The organism is Streptomyces sp. NPDC058335 (assembly GCF_042723915.1).
Taxonomy (GTDB): Bacteria; Actinomycetota; Actinomycetes; order Streptomycetales; family Streptomycetaceae; genus Streptomyces.
The window spans coordinates 31668-45795 of the sequence record NZ_JBHXHX010000003.1 but is presented as its reverse complement, the minus strand read 5'-3'; the positions used below and the strand labels follow the sequence as shown (position 1 = coordinate 45795).

Below are 14128 nucleotides of genomic sequence, written 5' to 3'. Positions count from 1 at the left end.
CCAGGGGGCTAGACAGTGTGGGTAAGCCGGGGCACTGCGGAGATGAGGTCAGCGGCGGTCGCTCTTGAGGATCGAGCGGACGGTGACCGCGCAGACGGCGACGGAGGCGGCGGTGATCGCGACCGCGAGGAACATGGAGACGAGCACCGTGCCGACGATCAGGACAGCGGCGGTGCCACCGGCGACGAGGGCGAGTGTGCTGCCCGCCGTGAGCCGGACCGTCGGCCGGTTGGACACCGGGGCCGGGGCGGGGAAGTACGCCGCCGGGCTGTAGGTGGTCGGCGCCGGGGCGGTGGGGATCGGTGCGGTGTCCTGCGGCGGGTACTTGGGGGTGAACACGTGGGTGATCCCTTCTGCGGGTCAGTCGAGGAGTGTGGCGACGGTGGGGGCGAGGAAGCTGTTGGCGACCAGGTAGCCGCCGAGGAGGAGCAGGGCGACCAGCCACCACGGCGGGCGGGCGAGCTGGATGCCGAGGACGGCGACGACGAGGACGGCGAACCAGAGCGGGACGTCCATGGCGGTGATCTCCTTCTCAGGCCTTGCAGCGGTGGGTGCGGGCGGCGAGTTCGGCGGCGGCGCGGCTGTCGTACTCGGCGGAGAAGTCGCAGTTCGGCGCCGTGCAGGCGGCGAGGTGGCGGTTACGGCCGCGGGCGAGGTACGAGGCGACCTGGACGGGGCCGATGCGGCGGACGTTGCGGAAGCGCGGGTTCACGGGCGGTCCTTTCTCAGAGGTGAGCGGCGACGGACGGCGTCATGGAGGCGGGGAGGCCGAGCCGGGCGCGTACGGCGTCGGGGTCAGCCGCCTGTCCGGTGGCGGCGCGGTGTTCCTCGGCGAGTGCCTGGGCGCGGTCGACGAGGGCGGGCGGCAGGGCGACGGTGGGAACGGGCGTAGGTGCGGCGACGAGGCCGGTAGCCGACTCCTCGGTGACCGGTTCCGTGGACGGTGGGAGCACGTCACGGTCGGGTGCGTCGACCGTGACGACCGTCTCCGCGGGCGCCGAGACCGCAGGTTCCTTCGGGGTGCGAGGTGTGTGCGCCAGGAGGGTTCCGCCGAAGAAGGCGACGGCGGGCCAGCCGGCCACGACGACTCGGAGTGATGCGGGTACGTCGTCCAGGTCGAGGAGTCCGGCGGTGGCGATGTTGGCGCCGAGGGAGGCGGCCAGGGCGACCAGGAACCACAGCCGCGGTCCCCCGGCCGGGAGTCCGGCGCGCTGTGCTTCGCGCATACGGCGCCAGGCGGCGACCAGGAGCAGGTCGACGCTGATCGGGTAGGCCCATGCCTTCCAGCCGCCCTGTCCGGCCGCCTCGGCCAGGTCGTGCAGGTGGGAGAAGGACAGGGCGCCCGCGATGACGGCTTGGATGATCACCGCGTCCACGCGGGCGAGGTGGGCACGCATCGGCTCGTCTTCCTTCCGGTTCGAGGCATGGGAGGGGTAGGGACTTGGCGCGCAGCGGTCACGCCGACCGTGGGGAGGGGTGTGGTTACTCGGTCACCGGGCGAGCGGTGGGCACGGGAGCGGCGGGAGTGGCCACCCCGGCGGGCTCGACGGCGACGACCGGCCGGAAGGAGTCGAGGCGGGGCAGTTCCGGCACGAGGGCGGTGGTTGCGCGGCATACGGCCGCTGCTTCGTCGAGGGTGAGGTGCGGGGAGCGGGCGCGGGACCAGCCGCCGGAGGAGTCGCCGAGGATCACGACGCCGGGCCGTTCGGCCGGGATGGAGGTGGCGGCCAGCGCCGCCTCAGGGGAGATGTCGGCCAGCGCCATGTTCGCCGACGACTCGTCGTTGACCCGGTGGCAGACACGGCCGGTGAGGTGGGCCCGGAGCATGGTGGCGCCCTTGCCGAGTTCGGAGCCGAAGCGCTGCCCGCACACCTCCAGGTAGATGCCGGCCGCCCGGCCGAGCTGGGCGATACGGATGAGCTTCGTGACCATCGCGTCGCGTCGCTTCTCGTCGTCCCGGCTTGCCGCGAGGAAGAGTTCCGCCACCTCGTCGACGACGACCACGACCGGCACCGGCCGCACCTTGTCCGGCAGCCCCCACACGTCCGACGTCAGGACGGTGTCCGGACCGACGGAGGCCAGACCGATCAGGCGGAACCGTGCCTCCATCTCTTCCAGCAGGGCATCGAGGAGTTCGTTCGCCCGGTCCGGGGTGTCGGCGAGGGCCGACAACCGCGGTGCGAACGGTGCGAGTTCAACGCCCCACTTGCAGTCGATCCCGACGAGGACGACCGGTTGCCGGGCCAGGCCGCACAGCAGGTTGCGCAGGTAGACGGACTTGCCGGACTGCGTGGCGCCGAGGATGAGTTCGTGCGGCACGGCGCGGAAGTGCCGTACGTGCCAGCGCCCGTCATCGCGCAGCGCCAGCGGCACGCAGAGCGGACCACTCTTCTGCCGTCGCCGGGCAGGCTGCACGTCCTCAAGCACGTCCCAGCCGATCAGCCGCAGTTCGAGCCAGCCCGGCTTGGTCGGGCGGATGTGCACGGCGTGCGCGGCCCAGGCATGCCGCAGGCGGTCTGCGGAGGCCATGAAGTCTTCCGGCGCCTGCCCGGTCGCCATGCGAAGCCGCATCACGAGCCCGGACCCGGTCGGCCTCGGGAACGAACGGCGAGGCGGTACGGGTGCCGCCTCCCGGCCGATCATCCGGGCCGTGGCCCGACGGACGGCCGAAGCCGGGACCGTCAGGCCGCAGGCGTCCATCGTGGCCCGGTACGTGGTGAGCACCCGCAACGCGACGAACGGATAACCCACCAGCCACCAGAACACGGCCGGCATACGACGACGCAGCACCACCAGCGCGACCACGGCCAGCAGGCACAGCGCCAGCATCCACACGGAATCGGTCATGGCGATCAGCCCTTGACCGGCGCCGGGGCGTTGACCATGACGGCATCCGCCCGGTAGGCGATGCCGTGGCGCATCCGGCCGCCGAACTCGCTCTCCCAGGGGCGGGCGATGAGTCCGGACAGGATGACCGGAGCGCCCATCACCAGGCCCTCGCCGATGCCCTGCTCGGGGACGGTGACCTTGATCATGTCCGAACCGCCCTGCGCGATGAACACCAGCTCCAGCACCATGAGCCGCTGGTTGGTGACCGCGTCCACGGCGATCTCACCGGTCTGACGGTCCTTCACCTTGACCTCGGGCAGCTTGGTGACGAGCAGCGTCGCGGCCGAGACATCTACGGGGATGACACGCATTTCTTGAACCTCACTGGTTGACGGCGTCCGTTGGCCGGCACCGCTCCGACTGGATACCCCCCTAGACAGCACAGGGAGCAACCGCCCTAACTGTCTAGGGGGGTTGACGACAACAGTAGACCGACGACCCGTCAACTGTCTAGGGGGGTATACGTGCGGGACTCGATGTGCACAGTCGCTCAAGACAGCGCTTCGGTCGCGAGCCCACCGGGAGTCAAGTCCGCTATTGGGACCAACCGCCTGCGTGGATGCACCGGAATGCGCTCGACCTTCACCACTATGAACGGATGATGCCGCCAGGTGGTGACCAGGAACCTCGCACCCTCGACGACGTCCAGGCCAAAGTCGGCAAGCGTCTCGATGATGTCGCCAAGATCCTTGCTGGCGCCCTGGTCACAGTGGCTGGCGTCATGACTGCACTGGGGTTGACGAGCGATGTCGTGTTTGTCGCACTCAACAACGATTCATGGCCCATCTTTGTGGCTGCGCTCAGCGCCATCCTCGCCATCGTTTGCAGCATCGTCGCCTTGCTCATCCACCCGACACGGCGAGGCAACGTGTGGGAGACGGTTGTCCTAGGGCTCGGCGTCATCTTCTACATGACGGCCTTGAGCGTGGCCGTCGTCGGCGCAGCCCAGGCAGCGAGTGGGAACGGTCGTCCGACGCTGCTCAACGTCAAGCTCGAAGGTCCTGCATCCGATCGAAGACTGAGCTTCGATGTCCACGCGGACGGTGTTGACCGGTGGGCGAGTGTCAACGTGTACGTGACCGTCATAGACGCAAAGATGGTTGATCTCCCCAACATGCCCGACTTCTACAACGTCAGCCTCAGACCCGACGACAAGGGCGATATCGACCATCGGGCCAGCATGTCGCTCTCAGCTCCGCAGAATGCCTGGGGGGTCGAGATCTATGCCTCGACCGCCGGCGGGAACGAGGACTGTGAGAGTCGATCGCCGCACGGCCCGACGTGCGCTCTGGTCCAGTTTTCCTGACGGTCCAAGGACAGACGCACAATGCAGGCAGGTCAGCTCCCAAGAGCGGTCACAACGGCAGCACCCAGTGCAGGGCAGTTGCGTCGTCACACGCCTTGCCCCTCGGCCAGCGCCGGCCCTCGGGGTCGCCCGCCTCGGCATCCCGCACACGTCGGATCAACTCACCGGGTCCGGACGAGCTGAGTACGGCCAACGTCTCTTGCCAGGTGGCAATTTCGAAGCGCTCGACGAGTCGCGTAGCGCCGTCGCTCAGCAATGTCACGGATGCCAGCAGCTCCAGCGGTACCACCCCAGTAAGGGCGTGTTCGGCCGCGTGCGCATCCGGCCCGGCAATCCAGAAGCCGCCTGACCGGTTGCGGTACCCCGCCAGAGTGTCGCGGTATTCGGCCAGGGCGGCAGCGTGTTCGTGTGAGCCGGTGGGCAGTTCGTCGACCGGCCCGCGAAGTCGCCGACCGACCTCGTCCAGCCGTTTGTCGGTGATGGCGGTCGCTTTTCCGTCCCGATCGGCGAGGAGGAGCGTCGAGTCGCCGAGCACGAGGTATTCCAGAGTTCCCGCGCCGGCCCTGACGGCGACGACCGTACTGGTCGGACTCGCTCGGTGGACCAAGTCGCAGACGTCCTCGTGCAGGGTCCTGACGGCGCTAATCGCGTCGGCCAAGCATTCAGCCAGCGGCCGGGCGGGATGCGCGGTGATGGTACTCAGCAGCAGCCCGCCCAGCGTCGCGGAGAACCAGGCGACGCCATGCGTGCACCCGGTCTCCGCCTTGGCGACGCCTGCACCATCCAGGAGCACAGCGGCTCCGGGAGCGGCGGCGGCGAAGTCCTCGTTCTCCCGGCCCGGTTCAGCGGGCTGCGAGGCGAGGGTGGCCCTCACGTCGAGGTCTCCTCGTCGTGCCGGTAGAGGGGCGTGAGCAGCTCGACGGATCGCGGTTCGCTGGTCTCGGGGTCGTACTCGACGCCGACCAGGGTGGAGAAGCGATGCTCACCCACCTGCCCCCATACCGTGTTCAGGTCGGAGGCGAGCAGCTGGACGACGCCGAGGGAGCCTTGCGTGTGGATGCCGGCGATCGCGAGCAGCGAGCCCTTGCCGTCGGGGCGTGACAGCCGACCGACGTATCCGACGTCGTACGGGCGAGCCGGATCACTGTCCTGTCCGGACCGGTGCGCCGAGCCGGTCTGCCGGTCGACGAGCGTCCAGGGTCCGTCTTCCGCGCGCTCCCAGTGCAGTACCGGATCCTGGGCGTACGTGTCCCACATCTGCTGAGACATTCGAGGGCCGCAGACGACGACCAGGCCGTCACGGTTGAGATCGATCTCACCGGTCACCGGCACGTGTTCGGAGGTGACGTCGAGGCCGTACGACCGCGCGAGGTCTTCGAGACGCTTGCCCGAGCTGACGTCGTCCACCGCGACAACCGTGCGCCCGCGTTCGTCGTCGCGCCGCAGGGGGGTAGCGACGATGACGGAACCGCGTCCGAGGAAGGCGCCTTCCGGCGCCGGGCCAGTATGGCGAATCTGATGGATGCGGCCACGGCTCAGGCCGGCTTTCGTGGCGATCTGCGCGTACGACAGTCCTTGCGCATGGAGGTCCTGGACCACGCGGCGGCGAAGCCGGGCGAGTTCGGTCACCTCCTGCTGCGCGTCGGCCAAACGGGTCGTGACCTCTCGCAGAAGTAGATACGGGTCATCGATCGCCATAATGCGCCGCAACTCGTCCGACATGGCTTCACCTCCTATGACTACCCAGGAGTCTAGGGCCCTAGACAGAAAGGGCGCGAGCCGCCGTCCGGAAGGAACGCCGATCACGTAGAACCCGGCTCTGCGGCGTGGTACCCCGCGAGGGCTCACCCTCCAATACCGGACGAGCGGCGGGCCACCGTCACACAGGGAGCCATCAGCCGCTCACCCGTGCCAGGTCGACCCAGATGCAGCGCGCACCGTCGGGTCGATCCTTCACACCCCAGCCCTTGGCGCACGCGTCGACGAGCAGGAGCCCTCGGCCGCCTTCATTCACCGGGGTGTTCACGCTGCGCACCATCGGCTCGCCGTCGCTGCCCTGGTCGGTCACCTGGATGCGCAACAGGTCGTCGGTGAAGCCGATAACCACGAGGAACCATCCGCGGTACCAGCCGCTTCGGGTGTGCCGGACGGCGTTGGCGGCCAGCTCGCCGACGATCAGAACGGCGTCGTCGACGAGTCTTGTGTCCTCGCCCTCAAGCAGGGCGGCGACGAAGTGACGCGCTTCGGCCACCTGCCAGGCTTGGCCGGGGAACATGCGGGACCACTTTTTGGGCATGGGGACACTCCTCTTCGTCTAGGGGGCTAGACGGCACAGCGGCAGAGTATTCCCACGCTCCAGCGTGTAGCTAGGCATCTTGAGGAATTATTCCTCTAACGGGTGGTGGAGGTCTCCAAGTCCCGGAAGTCCTTCATCACTCCGAGCAGCAGTTCCCGCACGTCAGCCCCGAAGATCGCTGCTCCCTCGAAGCGGCGGAACGTCTCCTCGTATGCGGTCACTTCAGCGGAGTCGTCCACGACCCGTTCACTGCGGAAGGTCTCGACCACCACGGCATGCGAGTCGCACAAGGTGAAGCCGTGCCGAGGCATCACCGGCACAGGCCGACGCCACGGGATGACACCGAGGCGGACCGTACTCAGACTCTCGACTGCCAACAGCCGGTCGAACTGGGCGAGCATCAGCGCGGGACTCCCCGGCCACGTCCTCAACACGCCTTCCGTCAGCACGAACACCGACTCCCGCCCCGGCTCGTACAAGAGGCTCTGCCGCTCCACACGTGCGGCCACAGTGCGGCCCACAGCTTCCGGAGTCGCGTGGGGCGCACTGTCGAAGACCTGCCGGGCGTACTCGGCACTCTGGAGCATGGCCGGCAGGACGACACATTGGAACGAACGGACCAGCCGAGCGGATCGCACCGCTTCATCAAGGGTCGCTCCGGCAGGAACCTCGCCGGGAGCCTTGACGGTCTCCGGTGCGGCCATCACCGCGACCAGGAGGTCACGCACCTCCCGAGCCGTCGACTCGTCCAGGCCGAGAGCGTTCGACAGACGATCCAGGACGTCCGCGCTCGGGACCATCCGCCCGTTCTCGACCTTGGACACGGTCGGTTGACCCACACCGGCCCGCTCCGCCAAGACGGCACCCGTCAGGCCGGCCCCGGTACGCAGCCCACGAAGACGGGCCCCAAGCGCATTCATCAGCTCTCGCCGCTCACTCCCCATGCCAGGGTTCTACACCACGGGGAGGCCAGCACTCGGCCGGGGAAGCCGGACCATCACCAGCAGCCCAACCATGATTCAAACTTTCTCTACTGGTTCAAGGCGGCTCGCTCCGCTCCCCGCGCGCGGCCCGGCCCCCGGCCGGGCCTGCGCTCCTGCCTCCGTCCCGCTCCAGCCCGGCCGGCGCCCGTGCCGCGCTCAACGCGACGGCCACCTGATGCCAGAGCAGATGACGAGTCGGGCAGTCTCGCCTGCCTCATGCACCGTGAGCCCACTTTGCTTGAACAGGAAGCGGTCTCCGCCGACGAGTGCGACAATCCCAGCCCAGGCACGAGATGAAACTGGAGACTGCAGTGGCCAGTGCCCATTCGAACCCGTTCTCGTTCCGTGAAGTCGAATTCGTCGAATTCTTGGCAACACTTCTCCGAAAGACAGGCGGCCACACCGTACTATCCGAAGTTCGTTTGGCCCCTGGGAAAGTCGTCGATTTGGTCGTCGATTCAGGGCACCAGGTGTCCATCATTGAGACGAAGCGAAATTCACCACAGACGCGTCTCCGAATCGACGATGCCATTGGGCAACTCAAGGGTTACTTGACCGCTGCGACCGACGGGCCCTTTGCCGGCCGAACTCTGCGACTAATACTCGCCATCCCGAATAGCCTGTCAGGCGAAAAGATCGCCCATCTAGAAAGAGAGGGCGTTGAAGTCTGGGATGGCTCCAGAATTGCCCAGATGGCCATAAGTGCCGGGGCTAAGGAAGAAGCCTCCCGCTTCCTCGGCGAGCAGGCCTTTGGACCGGCGACTCCTCCCGCATTCGCAGAGAGACTCCTTCAGCTCCCTAGAGGAAAGGGAAGCTGGTCACCTTACCAGAAGCTTTGCCGAGACATAGCCGAGTTCCTCTTCTGTCCACCATTGCGTTCCCCGATTTGGGAAAGTTCGAATGAAGCGGAAGTAAACAAGAGGGATTTCATCCTTCCGAACTATGCGACCGACGGATTCTGGCGATTTCTCCGCGAGAAATACTATGCCGACTATGTTGTTGTCGACGCAAAAAACTACCAGAATGGCATCGAGAAGAAGGAGGTACTACAGATAGCTAACTACCTGTCACGGCACGGGACTGGCCTATTCGCCCTAATAATGACACGAGCGGATCCGCGAGAATCGGGCTTGTACACCATTCGAGATCAATGGATACAGCACGGCAAATTGATTGTGACGTTGAATGATCGAGAGGTAGAGCAAATGCTGGTCGATAAATCATTCGGAAACGACCCAAGTGAGTTGATTCGTCAGAAGATCGAAGACTTTCGCCTAGGTATCTGAGAAGTGCCGCTACGCCGGAGGCAGCGAGTGGGGCTTCAAGGCCCGGACTGGTTGCTCTGTCGTCAAGAGCAGGCCTGCCCGTGTCGCCACGACACCTGAGCGCGCGTCGGCACTGATACGCCGTAAGTCAGCAGTGCTGCCCCTGAGTACCCCAAGCTACGGGCCTCGCGGAGGTGGATCTGCACGTGCCACGGCCCGGCCGGCGCAGCTTGCTCTGGTCGACGGCGTGACAGCGTGGCTGAGGCCAGTAGGGGTGCAGCGAGGCACACGCGCGCCTAATCGGTCGACGCACCCGCCATCGTGGCTGACTGTCGTCGGTTGAGGTGCAAACGAACGCCGTTAATACCAGAGGCTAGGTATTCTTCGCTGCTAAAGGCGATCGTCGCTACCGGGGTCCTACGGCACCAAAGAAATGACAGAACCCGCCGTATCAGCTCTCACGTCTCACTAGCAGACGAGGACTCGTCGAGCCCATCTTCTACATCAAGCTGACCAGTCAGGCCCTCCACGGCTAGCTGCTCCGAATTAGCCTTGAGAAGCATATTTATTGCAGCTTGCCTGTCTACATCTCCATTCAAAATCACTTCCAATCGAGAGGTATGGAAGTGGACCTTCCCTTTAAGTTCCCTCTTCCCGAGAAGCGTAGCCATTCCTCGAAGAAGGGTGATCTTCAAGGAATTCAACTCTTTGGCTTGCCATTTATTCGATATGCCGAAAGTAGCTTCGCGCAACAAGTCGTCGCCGAGGAGAACCACAGAATCCGGAACCTGCGCTGTACCAAGCACACGTATGGCAGCGAGATAGACACGCTCCAACAATTGCCGATAGCAGTAGGCTTTCTCAGCGGCGTCCTGATTCTCTGCTGTAGTGGGGTCGTAGGGGATCAGGTAAAGAGGGCGCGAGTCTCCACCCACAGCAGGTGATACGAGTACTCGTCCCAACACCTTTACGATGTGGGACTTATTGCAGGGCTGACTAAGTCTCAACTCTACCCATAGGCCACTCTCGTCTATTTCGAGACCGAGCGTCCCATGCGCCGCCGCGTCGAACCCCGCTTCTTCAAGCTCAGCACGGATCTCCTCCAGACACTGCATCTGCAATTCAGCGTCTTCAACCGGAAGCGTGTAGAGAATAAAAGCGTCGCCCGACACACTGAGCGCCGATTCAGCATCCGCACCGGCTACCAGCAACTTGCGCGCCTGGCCAGCCGTACTGGACTCGGAGCCGAACCCCGATGCCTTACACTCCAAGACCAAATGATCGCCAGATTCGTGGTGATGAACCACAATATCCGGCTCCGGCGGCGCCGGGTTCCATCCAATGGATATCAACTTGGGCTTAATGGACGCAGAGAAAGGAAAGCGGGGGCCCAGCGCCCGTAGTCGATAACCGGCCTCAAAGTAAGGGCGTGTCGGGCTTACACCCTTCGCCTGATCCGAGACCAGCCACAAACAGGAATTGACCTGAAAAACAGGATCACGAGTGAGCAATTCCCCCCCTTTTTTCAGCACAGAGGCACTACGCGGCAACAGTTGGAATCAGGGTGCCGTATTCCCTATCGCCAATGTAAGCCGTCACCTTCGGATCAATGAACCGCTGAATGTTCGACACTAGACGGTTAACCGAATTTCCACACGTACCGTACGGCAGGACGGCCACGACGCGCGCAGGCGTAAACTCCATCACTAGCGGCTGCCAAAGGTGTTGGTCAATGGCGTTTGCATGCACCTTAGTTTCATTCAGCCACTTGGCGTAGCCAGTAAGCCTGAACCTATTGCGCCTATTGTTAAACATGCTCATAACCCAGCGCCGGAACAAGTCTTCTGTGAGAGGCTTGCTGAATACGATTTCAGCCACAGAACCGATGCTGGTACCGCCGAGAGAGCTGGGAGTTTCTACGGAAGTCCAGAGTTGCCGCTCTACACTTCGCGTCAATGACCTATACATGTCCACCACCCCGTGCAGCGTAGTGCGGTGGTCTACAAAGGAGCCGCTCCGATTAGTGACCTTGCCGTCATAGTAAAGGTCGTGGCCACCGCGGCCCTGGGCAGGTAGACGCATCTGCGTAATCGAGGCCAGTGGCGCATACTCCTGCTGCAGCGGATTCATCTTTTGCGCCATTACTTCAAGCTTGTCGACCATGGTGAAACGTGAGGTACGTCGCTCGTCTGGAAGGTACTCCCCGGCATCTTCCTCGGAGACTTCGTAGATCGATTCATGCTCGAAGGTGATTTTCCCATAGCGACGGCCGCTGTTTCCTGCCAATACGTTCGACCACAATGCCATGAAACTTTGCGACGATAGCCAGAGATGATCAAGAAATGGGTTGGTCGCGACAGCAGAACGCACAAGCTTGTCCGACTGGTTTGACGGCAAGAGGGTATAAAGCGTTAGATACCTTGAGTCAACCTGTTCGACCAGAGCGACACGTTCACCGCTCTCGGTAGAAATATCGAAAGCCGTATTTTCCCGTGAAAGAGGTGTTGCCCTCAAGCTGCTTCGTGAAAACAAATCTTCAACAGAGAGGCGCGCACTCGGATTGCCGCCATCGACGGTTTCCAAGATGTAGCTCTTCTGGAGCCCCGCAGTAAGCTTTTTGTCTTCGAGCTGTTGAACCGCCGAACCGTCGCCAGAGAAATAGTCAAAGTAATCAGATTTTCGATCGAATTTCGGCAACAGGGCGTTCTGCGGTACTTTCATTTTCCCCCCTAGTCCCGCCTTCGCCATATGCCAACACTCAACCATACCCGTTGTAAACCAACGCCAACAGATCTATACCACGTGTGAGGGGCCCCATCCCGTGCTCTCCATGATCCTTTCCCACCCTGCATCTGCGGGAGGTAGAGGTTGCTTCTACCTGCTTGACCAGGTGACCTGCAAGATCCCAACCGAAGGGCGCTGAAGTATCTTGGCGGTCCCGCTGGCACAGCTTGCTCTGGGCGACTACCGGGACAGCGTGACCAAGGTTCGGCGAGGGTGCAGCGAGGCACACGCGAGCTTGGTCGGTCGGGGCACCGACCACCGTGACTGGCTGTCGTCGGCTCAGGCATAGACGAACCCCGCAACGGGCTGGTGCTGCTCGTCTACAGCGGGCCGGCCGACCCAGGCAAGATGAGCGAAGGACAGCGGTCAGCGTCCCTGCGCCGGCGATCCCACGCAGAGGAGCGGCAGTGGGTGAGTGTCTAGCTGCGCGACAACAGCGGCGAACAAGCACGGACGATCCGCGCAGGCGAGAGCCACACCACCTCACGGCAGCGCCCCCGCCCAAGTTGCTTCGGACGAAGAGGTCCGGGCTTCAAGTCTCGCTCCACTGAAGCTAGCTCGGGGGCGCCCAAGTGCACCTGCCACTGGAGAGCCTTAAAGCGCTGACGAATGGCCCCACGCGTGGTAGGACCACGGCATGGATCCAACAGTGAGCTCCTCCCTCATTCGAGCTACGGGCAACGTCACCAGTGCGGTCGTCAACCGGTACCGTCCCGTGGGCGTGGTCAGGACGGGAAGTGCAGAAGACCGCGCTCAGTCATACCGTCGGTTCCTCGATGCCACAACACAAGTGGGCCTGAACGCGACATGGTTCCATGGAATAAAGAACGATGGGGGAAAGTCGGCCGAGCCCTTCCTGCTCGACTTGCTACCGCGTCTTACGCAGTCTGGAAACGAGCTCGCATGCGCTGTTCAAGGAGTGCGGCTGTGCGCGCCGGCCTTCGTGATCGAAGCGGCAGAGGCAGTCGCAGAAGCCATCCCTGATCTGGCCTTGGACAAGCAGGATTTCGGCAAAGCAAACAAGGAGTTCGTCCGGACCCAAGCGGCGTTTTTGGAGGCCGCCCGCCACGATCTCGACTATGACCCGAAGTGGTATTCCATGCTCGCCAAGCGACGGGAAAGCCTGTTCCGGAAGCGGCGAACGGCCCGCGGGGTGGAGAGCTGAGGTACAGGCCAGGAACTCCAGTGGCAGGCAGCGCGCGCCTCATGACACGGCGCTCAGCCAGGCGTGGACTATCTGTGGACGCGTCCCGCCGGGTCTGTCATGTGCAGGGCCGTGGCCCCTTGTGGTGCCAAGACCCCAAGGAGCCTCCGGGGCCGTGTGCGCAGGTTTGAATCTTGCTGCGGCACATCACCTGAGCCAGCACGATGATGCGCCCGACGAGCGCAGAAGCCGCGCAGGAAGCGCGGGAACCATACTTATTGGCACCCACACTTTGTCGTTGCTCGGCACAAGTCACGCGTGAGCAGGGAGTGAAGTTGAACGGGACCTCGCGGTTGCACGGTAAGACAAGAGAAACCGTGCACAAGGCACGGGCATACGTGACTCGTCACCCACCGGGTTTGGATCGCCGACGTGGGGCACAAGCGGGGCACAAGAGCGCCTTAATGGCTTACTGGTAGGAGCGAACCAGTTCCCTGACCTCCATAAGCTCACGGACCACAAGGCAGGTCGCAATGATCAACGCCAAGATAGCGCCGCCGATATTGAATAGATCTGCAAGAATCGAAGCGAGCGCTAGGGCGAACGCACTGTAGCCGATGGCTGTGGCCCCCTCTGTGCCAATAAAAGACATTTCTCTTCCCGCCGAACGGAAAAATGTGCGCGCAATCATAAAAGTGACCGAGCTGGCGAGAAGAAGATTTCGGCTAAGTGAAGAAACATCGCTGCTTGGAGCTGATTTGAGCGTCGTAAACAATACTGCCCATGTTGCTAGCACAATAGAGCCGACGACCAGCAGCGTGCTTTCCTGACGGACAGTAACCGCGAAGAAGTCTTCGTTACGTCTGGCTTTTTGCTCCGCCGTCTCCCCGGCACGGGGGAACACTTCAACATGCAAGGCCTTAAAGGATCGCTTGCCCATTTTGCGAAAGTAGGCGATCAGCCACGTAAGTCGGCAAACGACGACGGCGGCCAACGCGAATAGCAGCCACACGTCCATTAGGTCGAAGCCTAACGAAACGTGTAAACGCTGAGAAATATCGTTCAGCATGGCGGAGACGCTTGGCATCTACTGTCGTCCGACGTAATCCGGTTATGTACGCAGCGACCGAAGGCCATATCCGCAACTGCATCCAAATCGATTTGAGAGATAGCCTCAGTAACGGATCTCAGCGAGGAGGCCACACCTCTTGAATTTCCCTCACTAAATTCCAGGGATGCCTGAGAGATCAAAGCAAAGGCCCTATCAAGGTCCCAGGGAAGGGTAACTGCGTCGGTTGCACCCGCTTCTCTAAGGGCAGCGATAACCTCATCTGCATGACGTACTACGCTCTCCAGCGTTTCAGAAGCTGATTTAACATCATCGGCACTGAAGAGTTCAAACGCACTCTGAAGCTTTTCGCGCAATCGTCCGAGTTCTTCTGCGGCGTTGTCCACCCTGCA

Annotated in this window: 17 protein-coding genes; 3 read left to right on the top strand and 14 right to left on the bottom strand. The window is 63.2% G+C overall.

What is annotated here, in order from left to right; translation table 11 throughout:
- Positions 1-48: 48 nt before the first annotated feature.
- The 6 genes from ACFWJX_RS06050 to ACFWJX_RS06025 form a co-directional block, all read right to left on the bottom strand.
- Complete coding sequence (locus ACFWJX_RS06050; RefSeq protein WP_383237534.1) at positions 49-339, bottom strand: SpdD protein; 291 nt, start codon at positions 337-339, stop codon at positions 49-51.
- Positions 340-360: 21 nt separating this feature from the next.
- A complete protein-coding gene (locus ACFWJX_RS06045; RefSeq protein ID WP_167534943.1) occupies positions 361-516 on the bottom strand; it encodes a hypothetical protein in 156 nt (51 codons plus the stop codon).
- 16 nt (positions 517-532) lie between these two features.
- The gene (locus ACFWJX_RS06040) at positions 533-712 is read right to left on the bottom strand and encodes a mobile element transfer protein (RefSeq protein ID WP_142265456.1); all 180 of its coding nucleotides are present in this window, start codon (positions 710-712) and stop codon (positions 533-535) included.
- Positions 713-725: 13 nt separating this feature from the next.
- Positions 726-1397: a DUF2637 domain-containing protein gene (locus tag ACFWJX_RS06035; protein ID WP_383237530.1), complete on the bottom strand. Its 672-nt coding sequence runs from the start codon at positions 1395-1397 to the stop codon at positions 726-728.
- An 85-nt stretch (positions 1398-1482) separates the two neighbouring features.
- Positions 1483-2847: an FtsK/SpoIIIE domain-containing protein gene (locus tag ACFWJX_RS06030; protein ID WP_383237527.1), complete on the bottom strand. Its 1365-nt coding sequence runs from the start codon at positions 2845-2847 to the stop codon at positions 1483-1485.
- A gap of 5 nt (positions 2848-2852) precedes the next feature.
- Positions 2853-3200 carry a hypothetical protein gene (locus ACFWJX_RS06025; protein ID WP_383237525.1) on the bottom strand — a complete coding sequence of 116 codons (348 nt, stop codon included), beginning with the start codon at positions 3198-3200 and terminating at the stop codon, positions 2853-2855.
- A 248-nt stretch (positions 3201-3448) separates the two neighbouring features.
- Here ACFWJX_RS06025 and ACFWJX_RS06020 point away from each other — a divergent pair, with 248 nt between their 5' ends.
- A complete protein-coding gene (locus ACFWJX_RS06020) occupies positions 3449-4195 on the top strand; it encodes a hypothetical protein (protein ID WP_383237523.1) in 747 nt (248 codons plus the stop codon).
- A 49-nt stretch (positions 4196-4244) separates the two neighbouring features.
- On the opposite strand, the gene ACFWJX_RS06015 is transcribed toward ACFWJX_RS06020, so the two are convergent.
- The 4 genes from ACFWJX_RS06015 to ACFWJX_RS06000 form a co-directional block, all read right to left on the bottom strand.
- Positions 4245-5069, bottom strand: coding sequence for an integrase (locus ACFWJX_RS06015; RefSeq protein ID WP_383237521.1), 825 nt, complete (start codon positions 5067-5069; stop codon positions 4245-4247).
- Entirely contained in the window at positions 5066-5917 is an 852-nt protein-coding gene (locus ACFWJX_RS06010; RefSeq protein WP_356567637.1) for a sigma-70 family RNA polymerase sigma factor, read from the bottom strand. Before ACFWJX_RS06010 ends, ACFWJX_RS06015 begins: the two co-directional genes overlap by 4 nt.
- A gap of 172 nt (positions 5918-6089) precedes the next feature.
- The gene (locus ACFWJX_RS06005; RefSeq protein WP_383237518.1) at positions 6090-6491 is read right to left on the bottom strand and encodes an ATP-binding protein; all 402 of its coding nucleotides are present in this window, start codon (positions 6489-6491) and stop codon (positions 6090-6092) included.
- A 95-nt stretch (positions 6492-6586) separates the two neighbouring features.
- A complete protein-coding gene (locus ACFWJX_RS06000; protein ID WP_383237515.1) occupies positions 6587-7435 on the bottom strand; it encodes a helix-turn-helix domain-containing protein in 849 nt (282 codons plus the stop codon).
- Between the two features lie 350 nt (positions 7436-7785).
- On the opposite strand from ACFWJX_RS06000, the gene ACFWJX_RS05995 reads away from it, so the two are divergent.
- Positions 7786-8760 carry a hypothetical protein gene (locus tag ACFWJX_RS05995; RefSeq protein ID WP_383237513.1) on the top strand — a complete coding sequence of 325 codons (975 nt, stop codon included), beginning with the start codon at positions 7786-7788 and terminating at the stop codon, positions 8758-8760.
- A gap of 437 nt (positions 8761-9197) precedes the next feature.
- Here ACFWJX_RS05995 and ACFWJX_RS05990 read toward each other — a convergent pair whose 3' ends face one another.
- Both ACFWJX_RS05990 and ACFWJX_RS05985 read right to left on the bottom strand, forming a co-directional pair.
- A complete protein-coding gene (locus ACFWJX_RS05990) occupies positions 9198-10271 on the bottom strand; it encodes a hypothetical protein (protein WP_383237510.1) in 1074 nt (357 codons plus the stop codon).
- A 7-nt stretch (positions 10272-10278) separates the two neighbouring features.
- Positions 10279-11487, bottom strand: a complete 1209-nt coding sequence (locus ACFWJX_RS05985) for a hypothetical protein (RefSeq protein ID WP_383237507.1) — start codon at positions 11485-11487, stop codon at positions 10279-10281.
- A gap of 685 nt (positions 11488-12172) precedes the next feature.
- Here ACFWJX_RS05985 and ACFWJX_RS05980 point away from each other — a divergent pair.
- Positions 12173-12688 (top strand): hypothetical protein, encoded by a 516-nt coding sequence (locus ACFWJX_RS05980; protein ID WP_383237504.1) that lies wholly within the window; start codon positions 12173-12175, stop codon positions 12686-12688.
- A 448-nt stretch (positions 12689-13136) separates the two neighbouring features.
- On the opposite strand, the gene ACFWJX_RS05975 is transcribed toward ACFWJX_RS05980, so the two are convergent.
- Together ACFWJX_RS05975 and ACFWJX_RS05970 are read right to left on the bottom strand one after the other, a co-directional pair.
- Complete coding sequence (locus ACFWJX_RS05975; protein ID WP_383237501.1) at positions 13137-13736, bottom strand: hypothetical protein; 600 nt, start codon at positions 13734-13736, stop codon at positions 13137-13139.
- Positions 13730-14122, bottom strand: a complete 393-nt coding sequence (locus ACFWJX_RS05970) for a hypothetical protein (protein WP_383237498.1) — start codon at positions 14120-14122, stop codon at positions 13730-13732. The genes ACFWJX_RS05975 and ACFWJX_RS05970 overlap by 7 nt, the downstream gene beginning before the upstream one ends.
- Positions 14123-14128 lie beyond the last annotated feature (6 nt).